Below are 13,964 nucleotides of genomic sequence, written 5' to 3'. Positions count from 1 at the left end.
GAGAATAGGGAGGATGGATGCGCTCTGCGGCCATCCTCTCTATGTTTTTATGGAAAAGAGGTTTCCTGCTGTTATATTATACAGCTTATCCTCATAGATTGTATGGAAACTACCGGCTGACCAAAGAGCCGAAGGAGGAATTGCAGTGGAAGATCGCAAAATCTACGAGGATATTGCCCTGCGGACCGAAGGGGATATCTACATCGGCGTCGTGGGGCCGGTTCGTACAGGAAAATCCACCTTTATCAAGCGGTTCATGGAGACTCTGGTGATTCCCAATATCGAGAATGTATACCGGAGGGAACGGGCACGGGATGAGTTGCCTCAGAGCGGCTCCGGCCGCACCATCATGACCGCCGAGCCAAAGTTCGTCCCCGAGGAGGCCGTCTCTGTCCAGGTAGAGGGGGGAGCTGCCTTTCAGGTCCGGCTGATCGACTGCGTAGGCTATATGGTCAGTGGGGCCGTGGGCCAGCTAGAGGGGGAGAATGAGCGCATGGTCACCACTCCTTGGTTTGACCATGAGATCCCTATGGCTGAGGCCGCGGAGATCGGTACCCGAAAAGTGATTTCAGAGCACTCCACGATTGGCATCGTAATCACAACAGATGGGACGATCACCGACATCCAGCGGGAGGATTATTTAGAGCCTGAGGAACGGGTCATCTCCGAACTGAAGGAGCTGGGCAAGCCCTTTGTTGTACTGCTCAACTCCGCCTATCCGGAATCTGACCGCGCCCAGGCCATCCGGGCGGATATCGCGCAACGGTACGACGTTACCTGTGTAGCGGTCAACTGCCTGGAACTGAGCCAAGAGGAGATCAACGATCTACTCAAGGGCGTCCTCTATGAGTTCCCCATTAAGGAGCTGGACCTGTTTCTTCCGCCTTGGGTGGATGCCCTGCCCCAGGAGCATCCCATCAAAGCGGAGCTATACAGCGCCATCCGGGAGGGGACCAGTGAACTGCGCCGGATACGGGACGTGGAGCAGGCCGTCTCCTCATTCCAGAACTGCGAAGTGGTAAGTGGAGCGCGGATCACCTCAATCGATTTGGGCACAGGGCTGTCCGCGGCCACACTGGACTTGCCCCGTAGCCTATTCTACGCTACACTGTCCCAGCAGTCTGGCTTCCAGGTAGGGGATGACGGAGATTTGATGGCCCTGCTGACAGAACTGGCCAAGGTGAAATGCGCCTACGACAAAGTATCGGACGCCTTAGAGCAGGTGGAGCAGACGGGATACGGAATTGTGGTGCCCTCTATTGACTCCCTCGTGCTGGAGGAGCCTGAAATCGTCAAGCAGGGAGGACGATACGGGGTACGTCTAAAAGCCAGCGCCCCCTCCATTCATATGATCCGAGCAGATATTGAAACAGAGGTCTCGCCCATCGTAGGGGGAGAGAAGCAGAGCGAGGATATGATTAACTATCTCCTTCAGGAATATGAGGGTGATTCCAGCAAGATCTGGGAGGCCAATATTTTTGGAAAGTCTCTCCATGAGCTGGTCAATGAGGATCTAAATTCCAAGATCAAACGGATGCCTGAGGATGCCCGGACCAAGTTAAGGGAGACCCTCCAGCGTATCATCAACGAGGGATCTGGAGGGTTGATTTGCATCATCCTGTAGTGAGAATGAAGGATATAGCCCGCGCCTCCCCGGCAGATCTGCCGGAGAGGCGCGATTTTTCTAAAAGAGACAAAAGACCCGCTTCTGGGTGTTTCAAGTTAAAACAACAGAAAAGAAAATTTTTAGCACAAAATAGATTGAGCGAAATCCTTTCGGAATTAGCTCTTGTATTATAAAAAATTTGAAGGTATAATGTAAAAGAAATTATATCATAGAATGGGGTATCGTAAGGATATAATTATTAAAGCAGACGCGGGTGATTATATGAAGGAGCTGGACAAAAACTATCTTGCGCCGATTGCAAGTAAATCGATGGTGGATATTGTGGTGTCCAGACTGACCGAAGCGATTATCAGTGGAGAGTTAAAACCTGGCGACCAGATCCCAGTGGAGTCGGAACTGGTCCGGAAATTTGGCGTCGGGCGAAATACAGTGCGTGAAGCGGTTCGTATTTTAGTCGCCTATGGCGTATTGACGATTCGACGGGCCGAAGGGACCTATGTATGTGACGGGTTTTCTCCCAAGGTACTCAATCCAATGGTATACAGCATCATTCTGCGCAGTGGGAGCTCTTTTAATGAGTTGATTGGTCTGCGTGAAGTGGTGGAGAACGGTATTATGCAGATGCTGCTGGAAAAGCGCATTTCAGAGGAACAATGGAAGGTGCTTTACCAGAAGTATGAGAAACTAAGAGGCTATTTGATGGAGGATCCCCCGGATTTTCAGAAGATTGCCGACGCCGATATCGAGTTTCATGATGAGCTGGCCCGGTCCACCGAGAACGCTGCCATCATGATTGTACATAGTAATATCGTGGAGCTGACCAAGGCATCTCGACTAAAGACTATTGAAACAGTCATTCAGAAAGGGGACAGGCAGTACCTGATCGATACGCACAAAAATCTGCTGGATAAGTTGGCTGGTACAAATATGGAAGAATTGTATCAGGCAATCAATGACAGCTACTTCTATTGGCGTGGAGTTTATAAGGATCAATAGGGTACAGTGTTTCGATTCGTACCAAAGGAAAGAGGTCCGGCTTTTGGCCTGGGCCTCTTTTTTTGTCTGACATTCCGAAAAGATTGAAATAAAAAGCGAAAATGTCCAGAAATTAACTCAGAAAGCCTGCTTTGGTGAAATTATACAGCTTTAGATTTAAAAATTAGTTAGTTCAACGAAGTTGCCCGAGTTGAAAAAAAGGACATTGACTTTCCCTAAAAGATAGTCTATTATGATGGTCGTAACATCCTATGTTCGGAAGTTTGCTGTCAAATCTACTAAAAGCGGTCGCTTCAGCGGATGGAAGAATGAGGAAAGGGAAACACATTTTTTGGAGGGAAACACATGAAGAAGAAAATTTTAGCTTTGGCTATGGCTTCTGCCATGGCGCTGTCCCTGCTGGCTGGATGCGGCAGTGGCAATGACACAAACACAAATAGCACTGGCAGCAATGGGGGTACCGCTTCTGGACCTCAGTATGATAAAGTGACCCTGCGTTTGAGCTGTAACGGTACGGACCTGGGCAACGACACCCGTACTGCCAAGCTGTTTGCCGAGAAGATTGAGGAGAAGTCCGGCGGACTGGTCACTGTTGATGTATTCCCCAATGACCAGCTGGCCAGCGGCAATATGAGCAAGGGCCTGGAACTGCTGGCCGACGGTACTGTGGATATCGACATCCATTCCACCTCCATCATCGCCAACCTGGATAACCGAATGATGGTAAGCACTCTGCCCTGGATTTTTGCCGACTATCAGGAGGCGGAGGACGCTTTCTTTGGCGAGGGCGGTGAGTTCCTGAGCTCTGTTCTGGCTGAGAAAGGCATCACTTATCTGGGCGCTGTCCACAACGGCTTTAAAGCTATGACCAATAGCAAGCATCCCATCCAGGATCCTGATGACCTGAAGGGACTGAAGATCCGTGTGCCCGGCGGTGACTTCTTCTCCGCTTTTTATACCGCCTTTGGCGCTAGCCCCCAGGCCATGAGCTGGAGTGAGGTCTTTACTGCTCTGCAGCAGGGCACCATCGACGGCCATGATAATAGCCTTGGTACCATCAACTCCGGCAACGTCCAGGAGGTCCAGAAGTACATCTCCATTTCCAACCATGTGTACGAGGCGTTTACTTGGATGGCCAATTCCAACAATTTCAACAAGCTGAACGCTGATACCCAGGCTTTGATTCGCGAGTGTGTGGAGGAGGCCTGCAAGGAAATGAACCAGACCCTCATCGCCGAGGAGGCGGACCTGAAGACTAAGTTTGCCGAGGAGAACGGCTGTGAGATCTACGAGTTCACCGACGAAGATGTGGCTGAGTTTACCGCTGTTGTTCAGCCTGTCATTGACGAGTACAAGGAGATCTACGGTGCGGATGCTTGCGCTGCCTTTGGCATCGAGTGATTCCAGAGTTTTCTAAGTAATTAAGGAGGCAGGGACCACAAATGAAAAAGTTTTTCTCACTGTTGGAAGACAACATCTGTGCGATCATCCTGCTCGTCATGATGCTGTTGACCTGTGTCAACGTAGTTGCCCGGTATGTGCTGAAGGCTTCTATGCCCTTTGTTGAGGAGCTGACCTGTCTGGGTCTTATCATCCTAAGCCTGACCGGCGCCGCTGTGGCCGCCAAGCGTGGCGCGCACCTTGGCTTGACTGTTCTGACCGATTTTTTCCCAGCGAAAGGGCAGAAGTTTTGCACTCTGCTGGGCGACTTGATGGGGATTGTTTTTGGTGTCCTCATTCTCTGGTTTGGTTTCTTCATGGCCAAGCAGGAGTACGTTTTGGGTCAGCTTACCGCTGGTATGCAGTGGCCTGAGTGGATGTTTGGCATGTTTGTACCCATCAGTGGTGGCGTGCTGGTCATCCGTTATATTCAGCTGTTCATTACCCATTTGGTGAAGAAGGAGGAGAAGTAAGCTATGGTTTCACTGATTCTGTTCGGCTCCTTCTTTGTCCTTCTGCTCCTCAATGTGCCGATTGGACTTTCACTGGGAATCTCCAGCGTGGCCGCTCTGATTGCTGAGAATCTGCCCTTCTCTATGATCCCCAGCAACCTCTACTCTTCTACGGGTAAGTTTGTACTGCTGGCCATTCCCTTCTTTATCTTGGGCGGCAACGTCATGGAAAAGAGCGGGATCTCCGCCCGGCTGATCGATTTTTGCCGGACCCTGGTGGGCCATCGAAAGAGCGGTATGGCTCTGGTCTGCGTCATCGTGGCTTGCTTCTTTGCTGCCATCTCCGGCTCCGGCCCCGCCACAGTGGCTGCTCTGGGCATGATCCTGATTCCCGCTATGGTGAAGGCTGGCTATGATAAGGGCGATTCTGCCGCCTTGATGTCTACCGCCGGTGCCATCGGCATCATCATCCCGCCGTCTATCACCTTCGTCATCTACGGCTCCGTTACCGGCAAGTCTGTGGGCTCTCTGTTCGCCTCCGGTATCGTCCCTGGTATCCTGATGGGTATTTTCCTTGTGTTCGCCATGCAGTTTGTCAGCCGGGGCCGTGAGTTGGTCCTGTTGCCGAAGGCCAATGGGAAAGAACGCTGGGCAGCCTTTAAGGAGGCTTTCTGGGGTCTGTTGATGCCTGTCATCATCTTGGGCGGTATCTATGGTGGTATCTTCACCCCTACTGAGGCTGCTGCTGTTTCCGCTCTGTATGGACTGATTGTCGGTCTATTTATCTACCGTACTCTTTCCCTGAAGGACATCATGCCCATCTTGCGTGATTCTGTATCTCAGACCGCCGTGGTCATGTTTATCGTCGGTACAGCCAGCCTCTTCGCTTGGGTGCTGACCGTGACTGGTGTGGCTGCTGATGCGAGCAACCTGCTGATTCAGGTTTCCGCGGGCAATAAGTACATCTTCCTGTTGATCGTCAACATCATCCTGCTGATTGCCGGCTGCTTCATCGACGCAAACTCCGCCATGTATATTATCGTCCCCATCCTGTACCCTGTTGCTGAGGCTCTGGGTATCGACGGCGTACACCTGGGCTGTATCATGGTCATGAACCTGGCGATTGGCCTGGTTACTCCTCCTGTGGGCGTCAATTTGTATGTGGGTTGCGGTATCGCCGATATCAGCTTGAAGAGAATGTCAAAGTCGGTGTTGCCCTTTGTGGTGGCATCCATCATAGCCTTGTTGCTGACGACTTACCTGCCCTTCATTCCTATGACGCTTCCCAACTTGTTGGGTTAAACCGTTGTTCTGATCTGCCAAGCTTCTCTGCCGGTACACGATTGGGTGTGCCGGCAGGGGAGAGAGGCAGGGAAGAAACAAATTTTTTTCCCAAAAAACATCCCATGTTAGGACATTGGGTGTTCTGCTCAAATGAAATAATTTTATGAGGTGAAGTCATGAAAAACATTAGTGCAAAGGAGCTAAAAGAGTACGCCAAGCAGCTCCGGAATACTGCTGTGACCATGATCTACGAGGCACAGTCTGGTCATCCAGGAGGGTCTCTGTCCATCGCTGATATCGTGGCCTGTCTCTACTTCCGTGAAATGAATGTGGACCCCAAGAATCCAAGGTGGGCAGACCGTGACCGCTTTGTGCTGTCAAAGGGCCATGTATGCCCCATCCAGTATTCCGCGCTGGGTCTGCTGGGTTTCTTCCCAGAGGAAGACCTGCACACCTTGCGGAAGGAGGGTTCCAAGCTCCAGGGCCATCCCTCTATGAACAAGTGTCCTGGCATCGATATCTCTACCGGCTCTCTTGGACAGGGGTTGTCCTGCGCCGTGGGTATGGCTCTGGCTGGGAAGCGCGATCATAAAGACTACATGGTCTACGCTGTCGTAGGCGACGGCGAGGCTGATGAGGGCCAGATTTGGGAGGCAGTGATGGCTGCCTACCGGTATCATCTGGACAATCTGGTGGTCATCATCGACAACAATGGCCTGCAGATTGATGGCACCACAGATGAAATTATGCCTCAGCTGGATCTGACTAAGAAGTTTGACGCCTTCGGCTATGACACCTATGAGATCGATGGCCACAATATGGAGCAGATCATGGAGACCTTTGATAAGATCCATGCTGCCAAGGATGGAAGACCTAAGTTCATCAATGCCCACACCGTAAAGGGCAAGGGTGTGTCTTACATGGAGAATCAACTGGCTTGGCACGGTATGGCTCCCAACGATGAGCAGTATCAGCAGGCTATGCGTGAGCTTGAGGAGGGTATCTGAGATGGATAAAAAGTTGATCGCTACCCGCGATGGCCTGGGGGACGAGCTGGTTGAGCTCGGAAAGAACAATAAGGACATCTATGTAGTAGACGTAGACATCGGAAAGTCTTGCAAAACCACCGCTTTTGCTAAGGCCTATCCGGAGCAGCATGTGAACGTGGGCATCGCGGAGCAGAACGGAGCCGGTCTGGCAGCCGGCTTGGCTACCTGCGGCAAGATCCCCTTCGTGGTTACCTATGCTGTGTTCGGCTCCCTGCGTATGTGCGAGCAGATCCGTCAGGAGATCTGCTATCCCAACCTGAATGTGAAGATTGCCTGCTCTCACGGCGGCGTTACCCCCGCCAATGACGGCGCTTCCCATCAGTGTATCGAGGATATGGGTGTTCTGCGCACCCTGCCCAACATGACGGTCATTATGCCGGCTGACTACTGGTCCGCCCGCAAGCTGGTGGCCGCGGCGGCGGAGATGAAAGGCCCCTGCTACCTGCGCTTTACCCGTGACGCGATCCCCGTCATCTATGACGAGAACACCACCTTTGAGATCGGCAAGGCCAACCTGCTGAAGGACGGCAAGGATGTGGCCATCATCGCCAACGGCGACACCGTCCGTCTGGCTCTGGAGGCCGCCGAGGTGCTGGCTGGCAAGGGAATCTCCGCCCGAGTGCTGGATATGCACACCATCAAGCCTCTGGACGTAGAGGCGGTCAAGGCTTGTGTCAACGACATCGGTAAGATTATCACAGTGGAGGACCACAACATCATCAACGGCCTGGGCGGCGCTGTCTGCGAAGTCGTGGCCGAGATGGGCAAGGGCCAGGTCAAGCGCGTCGGCATCCAGGATCAGTTCGGCCAGTCTGCCCCCTATGAGCGCCTGCTGGCAATCAACGGCATCACTGTTGAGAACATTGTCGCCCAGGCTGAGAATTGGTAAGAGAGGGGTAGCGTGGTCATGAGAGCTGGTTTTATCGAAAAGCCGGAAGTCGCCTATTTTAAAGAGACTGAAGAACCGCAGATCAACAACCCTACTGATGTAAAAATTAAGGTCAAGGTGACTGGTATCTGTGGGTCCGAGGTCCATGCTTACCATGGAAAACACGCTTGGCGTGTTCCCCCCCTGGTTTCCGGACATGAGTTTGCGGGTGAGGTCTGTGAAGTTGGCAGCGCCGTCACGAAGTTTAAGGTTGGCGACCGTGTTACCGCAGAGCCCCAGTACGGTTGCGGTCACTGTGAGCTCTGTAAGGCCGGTAAATATAATCTGTGCCAGGATAAGAAAATATTGGGCGCTTATTACTGGAGCGGCTCCTTCGGTGAGTATATTGTAGCTCCTGAGGGATGCGTGATCCCCCTGGGGGAGAACGTCAGCTTTGACCAGGGCGCGCTGATTGAGCCTTTGGCTGTTGGTATGCACGCAGTCCGAGAGCATAAGGTTAATGAGGATAGCGTTATCGCCATCATTGGTTGTGGCACCATTGGGCTGGGTGTTCTGCTCAGTGCAAAGAGATTCAATCCGAAGAAGATCATCGCCATTGATGTGGTGGACTTCAATCTGGAGAAGGCCAAGGAAATGGGCGCCGATTTGGTGCTGAATTCGATGAAGGACCCGGTTTTGGACCGTGTTTTGGAAGAAACGGATGGCTATGGCGTGGACATGACCTTCTTGGCCTTCGGAAATGCGCCCTGTGTGCAGCAGGCCGCTGAGATTACGAAGCGCGGTGGCATTATTTCTGAAATTGCCATTATGGCCAATGTACAGGCTCCCTTTGACTTGATCCAGATCAAGGAGCTGAAGCTGTGCGGTTCCAATATGTACACCGCTGATGACTTTAAGGAAGTTATTGACGGAATCAATGAGGGTGATATCAAGTTAGATGGCTTTATCACCAAGCGGTTCCCTGTCGAGGAGTTCCACGATGCCATGGAGTGGGCCGATAAGCGACCGGAACCTGTGGTCAAGGTTGTTGTAGACTTCTGAGCAATAACGTGTCAATATTCAAATATAATAAGGCGGCCGCCCCACAGGGGCGGCCGCCTTATTATATTTGTAGCATCATGCGGTGGGTCAGCTATTTGGCAGTCTTTTTTTCTCCATGAAAGCGGCGATCCGCTGTCCTTTTGCCAGCCGCGCCTCGTCACAGGACAGAGCGATGATAGAATGGAGAATGGAGATGGCGGTCAACTCGCAGGTCCTGGCAGCAGCCAGATCGCTGAAGTAGTCGCTGCGGAAAAGGCTTGTCCGGATCTCAATGTCCAAATACTGTGAGATGGGAGAATTGGAGGAACCGACGATGCCGATGGTCTTGATCCCGCAGGCATGGGCCAGTTGGGCATTTTGGACCATGTTGGCTGTACGGCCAGAGTTGACGATTAGGAGCAGTACATCTGTCTGCTTCATAGACCCGATCTCCATGGCTTGAAAGAGGGGATCTGATACATAGCGGCATTGGATCGCCAGCTTTAGAAAGATGTCGTAAGCAGCTCTACAAATGGTGCCAGAGCCCCCCTCGCCAACGATAACCAGTTGTTCTGCCCTGAGAATCTCCTGGGCCGCGCAGGCCAGGGCCTGATCATCCAGACTTTCCATCAAATGGTCTGCCACCATTTTGGTAAAGCTGATGACCTTCTGCTTGATCTGATGGACATTATCCCCTCGGTCCAGGTCCATGATGATGTTTTCACCGTTGGCATAGCGATAGGCCATGCTCATTTTCAAATCAACAAGACCGGAAAACCCCAGCTTCCGGCAGAAACGGACCACCGTTGCAGAGCTCGTCCCGGTGACCTCTCCCAGCTCGGCAGCCGTGGTGGAGGCAACACAGGTCGGATGCGCTAGGATATAGTCGGCAATCAGGCGGTCAGATTTGGAGAAGGTCCGCGATTGATACATAGCTTTGATGCGCTGGATATAAAGCAAGGATTCTTCCATGAATAAAACTCCTGTTATCCGGCTTATTTCTGTCAAGACATGGTCAGTATAGTGAAATTATACTGCTTTTCAATGTAAAGTCAAGGATGACAGCCTCATATCGGTCCATTGTCCCCAGAGAGGCGGCGGCAACCTACAAATTTCTTTGTGCATTATAAATGAAATAATATTTCAATATTTTTAAAATATAATGATTGAAATTTCATAATTTAAATGATATGATACTCATGAGCTGAAGGGAACCGGGGGAGAGATTCCCTGTGTAACCGCTCCATGGGCTCGGACTGTGGAGTATCAAAAAAGCTGAACAGGAGGAAATCATCATGGATTTTGAAGGTAAGGTCGCCATTGTTACCGGCTCCGGCTCTCCACACGGGATTGGCCGGGAGATCACCCGCGCTCTGACCGAGAAGGGTTGTAACGTCGTGGTCGCTGATATGAATCTGGAGGGTGCCCAGAAGAACGCCGACGACCTGAAGACGGAATTTGGCTGTGATTCCATGGCCGTCAGCGTCAACGTTACCGATGCTGACTCTGTTACCGCTATGTTTGAGGCTGTGTTTGCCAAGTACGGCCGTATCGATGTGCTATGCAACAACGCCGGTATCACCCAGCCCGTCGCCATCGCTGATATGACCAAGGATGACTTTATTCGCATTATGAACGTTAACCTGGTGGGTACCTTCCTGTGCTCCAAGCTAGTCGTGCCCTACATGGTCAAAAACAGCTATGGCCGTATTGTCAATACTTCCTCCGTTTCCGCCAAGTGCGGCGGCGGTGTGTACGGCGGCGCTCACTACTGCGCTGCGAAGGCTGGCATCATAGCCTTTGCCCGTGCCCAAGCCATGGAACTGTGCAAGCGGTACAAGGATATGATCACCGTCAACTGTGTGTGTCCCGGTCTGATTGCCACTGATATCCGTGCTGAACTCTCTGATGAGGCGGAGAAGGAGTCCCGCGCCAAGCAGGCTATGGGCCGCGCCGGCACTGCCCGTGAGGTGGCTAATACCATTGTGTGGCTGGCTTCTGACGAGGCCTCCTATATTTCTGGTGAGGACGTCAACATCAACGGCGCCTCCTACTTTGGTTGAGCCTTGGAACAGTTACATAAAAACAGCGGACCCGACAAACGTCGGGTCCGCTGTTTTTTCATGCTGTGGGGAAGTGAAATGGTTTAGGATTCCTCTTGCCAGCCCTTGCAGATATCGATCCACTCCAGACTGCCGGAATATTCCTCCAACTCCGGGCAGGTCAGCTCAATGGCGGAGTTGGAGCTGCCGGCGGCAGGGAAGATGCTCTGAAACCGGCGGAGAGAAATATCCAGATAAGTTTTCACCCCCGGAGGGTTGGCGAAGGGGCAGACGCCGCCGACCGTGTGTCCGGTGAGCTGGGACACCTGTTCCGGAGTCAGCATTTTGGCCTTGGTATGGAAGAAAGCCTTGAATTTGCTGTTGTCGATTTTTGCGTCTCCAGCGGTGACCACCAGAATACACGCCCCGTCCACCAGGAAAGAGAGCGTCTTGGCAATCCGGGCAGGGATAACACCGACCGCCTGTGCGGCCAGTTCCACTGTCGCGCTGGATACCGGGAACTCCAGGATATCCTGTTCCCGGCCCAGTGGACGGAAGTAGGCTTTGACCTTCTCGATAGACATGGACTCAGCCCTCCAGCTTCCGGGCGGCCTTATCCAGAAAACGCCGGTCCGTGATAATGAACCGCTCATGGGTGCCCTTCCCAATGGGCCCTCTCTCATCGTAGGCGGTTACCTGAAAAAGGATGCGCTTGCCGTCCACTTCAGTGACCTCGCTTTCAGCCCACACCTTCAGACCTAAGGGCGTGGCGGAGTCATGGGAGACGTCCAGCTTAGTTCCTACGGTACTCTCCCCCTCCTCTAGTCCGGGGGCCACGGCGGTCCAAGATGCCTGTTCCATCAAAGCACACATCCACGGGGTGGCGAAGACAGGCAGCGTGCCGGAGCCGGCCGCCTGAGCTGTGTTGCTTTCACAGACAAGGGCCTCTGCACTGCCTTTCATTCCAATCGTGACAGACATGAAAACGTCCTCCTTTGTATAAATCAATGCCTATTATACAGCAGAGGAGGAAAAAAATCCAGTCCCCGATGAAAGCTCTTCCCGGATGTGGTACAGGGAATTGAGGACCGTCCAGTTCTGCGGGAAGGGCCGCATCAGGTTCCAATACCCCACTCCATAGAGACCGTATTCCTGAGCCAGGGCGAGCTTGGCCTTGATGCTCCTGGCATCCTCGAACCAGACCTCGTGTTCCTGCCCACTTCCATCCACATACCGGAACCAGGGGGACTGAGCCTCCTGATCATAGCGGATGGCGGCGTAATGGCGGATCGCCAGTTGGACTGCCTCCTGGTTAGAAATGGAGGGCGCGCGCCGCCCCTGCTGATAGGGGAGCAGCCAATCGTAGCCGTAGTTGGGGATACCCAAAAAGATCTGTTCTGCTTTCATCTCCGTTAGCGCGTATTCTATCACCTGACGTACGTTTCGGATAGGCGCTATGGCCATAGGAGGTCCATAAGAGTAGCCCCACTCATAGGTCATCAGCAGAACATAGTCCGCCGCCTGGGCCAGCAGGCGGTAATCATGGCCCTCGTAGAGAGAACCGGGCTGATCCCGTGAGGTCTTGGCTGTGAGGGCCACTAGGACAGGGATGTTGTGCGGAGATAGGGCTTCACGGAGGCGGCTGATGAACTGGGCATAAGCCTGAGCGTCTTGGGCGGCCACATTTTCAAAGTCCACATCCAGTCCCTGATAGCCAAGGCTGTGCAAAGTTCCCAGTATTTCATGGATCAGCCTAGTCTGGACCTGCTGGTCTGTGAGGGCAATGTGGGCCAGATCCTGGGAAAAAGCTCCCTCAGTGTCATCAAGGTTGGAGAGATGCAAGACAGGCCGAACTCCCATATACTGGGCGGCATCGATCATATACTGGTCGTCTAGCTGAATGAGTGCCCCTTGGTTTGTAAATCGATAGGTAAAGGGCGTCAAATCGGAGAGGAAGGGGAGCGTGCGCTGGAGCAGTCCACGGTCGATATGGGGATAGGCGTATCCGTTGACAGATAAGGTGCCCTCCCTCGTCTGACGGTAGGAGAGAATCAAGACCTGACCGGGGAAGATCCGGTCCCCGCCGCCCAGCGCCGGGTTATCGCGCAGCAACTGGCGCACAGTAGTCTGGTGCGCGGCAGCGATGGAAAAAAGAGTATCGCCCGCCTGGACCGTGTAGGTCTGTTCCGGGTATTGGATTACGATGGCCTGCCCTACGACCAGGCGGTCCGGCTCCGGCAGCTGATTATCAAGGATTAGCTGTGACATGGGCACGCCATGCTGGAGGGCGATGGAATAGAGAGTATCTCCGGACTTGACTACATGGATATCCATAGGAAAGCCTCCTTTCTTAGGAAAAAGCTAATTCAGTGTTACAAAATCGTCCTTAGCGTAACCGATAGAGCCCTGATAGTTGACCAAATACCAGCCATCCCACTGATTGATGATGGTGATGGGAGCTCCGTCCGGCGCTTGGGCGATCACAGGGGCCTGGGTAGTGGGACGGGAGCGGATATTCAAGTAACCATAAGTGACATCTACTACGCCGGGATGGCGGTTTTCTGATTCAAAAAAGGGAATCTGGAAATATTCAGTGAGGGAGAGAACAATATTGCGGGCGATGGCGCCCAAGTTGTCGATGATCCAGTTTGCGTCCTCCAGGTTGTCATGGAATGCCAGCTCAATGAAAACAGAGGGAGCCCGGACCCGGCGCACCTCACCAATGGAGGTGGTGGGAACTGTCTGTACCAGATTAGGGACCGGATAGATCGCTTTCAAACCATCAGCCACGATTTGTGCCGCCTTTTCTCCCTGGACACTGCCGGGATAGTAGAAGATCAGGGAGCCCCGTGCGGTGCCATACTGTCCTTCCGGCGCGGCATTGGAGTGAAGAGCCAGGTGCAGGTCAAAATTTCCGGCATTAGAGGCGGCAATGGACGAGGCGGCGGTCATATCAGGGGTATTGCGGACATACCGGATACCTGAGGCATCCAGATAGGGTACCATCAGGTCAGCCAGTTGGTTCATGTACTGCTCTTCCGTGCCGCCAGTGACAAAGTAATTCCACTCCTGGGTGGAGGGGGAGAGATAGATAATGGGCATAGAGATACCTCCGTTTTTTCTCCATTCTATGAAAAACGGGAGTATCTGGTGCGCCAGAGTCCT

15 protein-coding genes are annotated in these 13,964 nt (G+C 52.8%); 10 read left to right on the top strand and 5 right to left on the bottom strand.

Translation table 11 applies throughout. The features are described from left to right. The first annotated feature begins 145 nt into the window (after positions 1-145). The 9 genes from spoIVA (at position 146) to MCG44_RS08545 (ending at position 8,778) form a co-directional block, all read left to right on the top strand. Positions 146-1,624 carry a stage IV sporulation protein A gene (spoIVA, locus tag MCG44_RS08585; protein ID WP_186852521.1) on the top strand — a complete coding sequence of 493 codons (1,479 nt, stop codon included), beginning with the start codon at positions 146-148 and terminating at the stop codon, positions 1,622-1,624. 5 nt (positions 1,625-1,629) lie between these two features. After that, positions 1,630-1,800 (top strand): hypothetical protein, encoded by a 171-nt coding sequence (locus MCG44_RS08580; RefSeq protein WP_240287740.1) that lies wholly within the window; start codon positions 1,630-1,632, stop codon positions 1,798-1,800. Positions 1,801-1,840: 40 nt separating this feature from the next. Beyond that, a complete protein-coding gene (locus MCG44_RS08575) occupies positions 1,841-2,623 on the top strand; it encodes a FadR/GntR family transcriptional regulator (RefSeq protein WP_240287738.1) in 783 nt (260 codons plus the stop codon). A gap of 345 nt (positions 2,624-2,968) precedes the next feature. After that, positions 2,969-4,024: a DctP family TRAP transporter solute-binding subunit gene (locus tag MCG44_RS08570; protein ID WP_147572279.1), complete on the top strand. Its 1,056-nt coding sequence runs from the start codon at positions 2,969-2,971 to the stop codon at positions 4,022-4,024. Positions 4,025-4,065: 41 nt separating this feature from the next. Next, entirely contained in the window at positions 4,066-4,536 is a 471-nt protein-coding gene (locus MCG44_RS08565) for a TRAP transporter small permease (RefSeq protein ID WP_240287736.1), read from the top strand. A gap of 3 nt (positions 4,537-4,539) precedes the next feature. Further along, a complete protein-coding gene (locus MCG44_RS08560) occupies positions 4,540-5,817 on the top strand; it encodes a TRAP transporter large permease (RefSeq protein ID WP_147572281.1) in 1,278 nt (425 codons plus the stop codon). Between the two features lie 158 nt (positions 5,818-5,975). After that, on the top strand, positions 5,976-6,806 hold the full coding sequence (locus tag MCG44_RS08555; protein ID WP_240287733.1) for a transketolase: 831 nt from the start codon (positions 5,976-5,978) through the stop codon (positions 6,804-6,806). Between the two features lies 1 nt (position 6,807). After that, positions 6,808-7,737 carry a transketolase family protein gene (locus MCG44_RS08550; RefSeq protein WP_240287732.1) on the top strand — a complete coding sequence of 310 codons (930 nt, stop codon included), beginning with the start codon at positions 6,808-6,810 and terminating at the stop codon, positions 7,735-7,737. An 18-nt stretch (positions 7,738-7,755) separates the two neighbouring features. Next, positions 7,756-8,778, top strand: coding sequence for a zinc-dependent alcohol dehydrogenase (locus MCG44_RS08545; RefSeq protein ID WP_147572283.1), 1,023 nt, complete (start codon positions 7,756-7,758; stop codon positions 8,776-8,778). A gap of 87 nt (positions 8,779-8,865) precedes the next feature. Here MCG44_RS08545 and MCG44_RS08540 read toward each other — a convergent pair whose 3' ends face one another. Beyond that, the gene (locus MCG44_RS08540) at positions 8,866-9,729 is read right to left on the bottom strand and encodes a MurR/RpiR family transcriptional regulator (RefSeq protein ID WP_147571714.1); all 864 of its coding nucleotides are present in this window, start codon (positions 9,727-9,729) and stop codon (positions 8,866-8,868) included. Between the two features lie 323 nt (positions 9,730-10,052). On the opposite strand from MCG44_RS08540, the gene MCG44_RS08535 reads away from it, so the two are divergent. After that, positions 10,053-10,820 (top strand): SDR family NAD(P)-dependent oxidoreductase, encoded by a 768-nt coding sequence (locus tag MCG44_RS08535; RefSeq protein WP_147571715.1) that lies wholly within the window; start codon positions 10,053-10,055, stop codon positions 10,818-10,820. An 83-nt stretch (positions 10,821-10,903) separates the two neighbouring features. Here the strand turns inward: MCG44_RS08535 and MCG44_RS08530 are convergent, their stop codons facing one another. The 4 genes from MCG44_RS08530 to MCG44_RS08515 are packed head-to-tail and all read right to left on the bottom strand — an operon-like array spanning position 10,904 to position 13,901. Continuing rightward, complete coding sequence (locus MCG44_RS08530; RefSeq protein WP_240287729.1) at positions 10,904-11,383, bottom strand: YbaK/EbsC family protein; 480 nt, start codon at positions 11,381-11,383, stop codon at positions 10,904-10,906. A gap of 4 nt (positions 11,384-11,387) precedes the next feature. Next, positions 11,388-11,780, bottom strand: a complete 393-nt coding sequence (locus tag MCG44_RS08525) for a thioesterase family protein (protein WP_147571717.1) — start codon at positions 11,778-11,780, stop codon at positions 11,388-11,390. A gap of 33 nt (positions 11,781-11,813) precedes the next feature. Beyond that, positions 11,814-13,133 (bottom strand): LysM peptidoglycan-binding domain-containing protein, encoded by a 1,320-nt coding sequence (locus tag MCG44_RS08520; protein ID WP_240287727.1) that lies wholly within the window; start codon positions 13,131-13,133, stop codon positions 11,814-11,816. A 27-nt stretch (positions 13,134-13,160) separates the two neighbouring features. Beyond that, complete coding sequence (locus tag MCG44_RS08515; RefSeq protein WP_147571719.1) at positions 13,161-13,901, bottom strand: SH3 domain-containing protein; 741 nt, start codon at positions 13,899-13,901, stop codon at positions 13,161-13,163. Positions 13,902-13,964: the final 63 nt, after the last annotated feature.

This window comes from Lawsonibacter sp. OA9, assembly GCF_022440585.1.
This window is presented reverse-complemented; position numbering and strand designations above follow the sequence as displayed.

Coding starts and splice junctions, on each gene's coding strand:
- MCG44_RS08535 (WP_147571715.1), top strand. CDS start 10,053: ATGGATTTTGAAGGTAAGGTCGCCATTGTTACCGGCTCCGGCTCTCCA.
- MCG44_RS08525 (WP_147571717.1), bottom strand. CDS start 11,780: ATGTCTGTCACGATTGGAATGAAAGGCAGTGCAGAGGCCCTTGTCTGT.
- MCG44_RS08565 (WP_240287736.1), top strand. CDS start 4,066: ATGAAAAAGTTTTTCTCACTGTTGGAAGACAACATCTGTGCGATCATC.
- MCG44_RS08560 (WP_147572281.1), top strand. CDS start 4,540: ATGGTTTCACTGATTCTGTTCGGCTCCTTCTTTGTCCTTCTGCTCCTC.
- MCG44_RS08540 (WP_147571714.1), bottom strand. CDS start 9,729: ATGGAAGAATCCTTGCTTTATATCCAGCGCATCAAAGCTATGTATCAA.
- MCG44_RS08580 (WP_240287740.1), top strand. CDS start 1,630: ATGAAGGATATAGCCCGCGCCTCCCCGGCAGATCTGCCGGAGAGGCGC.
- MCG44_RS08530 (WP_240287729.1), bottom strand. CDS start 11,383: ATGTCTATCGAGAAGGTCAAAGCCTACTTCCGTCCACTGGGCCGGGAA.
- MCG44_RS08555 (WP_240287733.1), top strand. CDS start 5,976: ATGAAAAACATTAGTGCAAAGGAGCTAAAAGAGTACGCCAAGCAGCTC.
- MCG44_RS08515 (WP_147571719.1), bottom strand. CDS start 13,901: ATGCCCATTATCTATCTCTCCCCCTCCACCCAGGAGTGGAATTACTTT.
- MCG44_RS08545 (WP_147572283.1), top strand. CDS start 7,756: ATGAGAGCTGGTTTTATCGAAAAGCCGGAAGTCGCCTATTTTAAAGAG.
- MCG44_RS08550 (WP_240287732.1), top strand. CDS start 6,808: ATGGATAAAAAGTTGATCGCTACCCGCGATGGCCTGGGGGACGAGCTG.
- MCG44_RS08575 (WP_240287738.1), top strand. CDS start 1,841: ATGGGGTATCGTAAGGATATAATTATTAAAGCAGACGCGGGTGATTAT.
- MCG44_RS08570 (WP_147572279.1), top strand. CDS start 2,969: ATGAAGAAGAAAATTTTAGCTTTGGCTATGGCTTCTGCCATGGCGCTG.
- MCG44_RS08520 (WP_240287727.1), bottom strand. CDS start 13,133: ATGGATATCCATGTAGTCAAGTCCGGAGATACTCTCTATTCCATCGCC.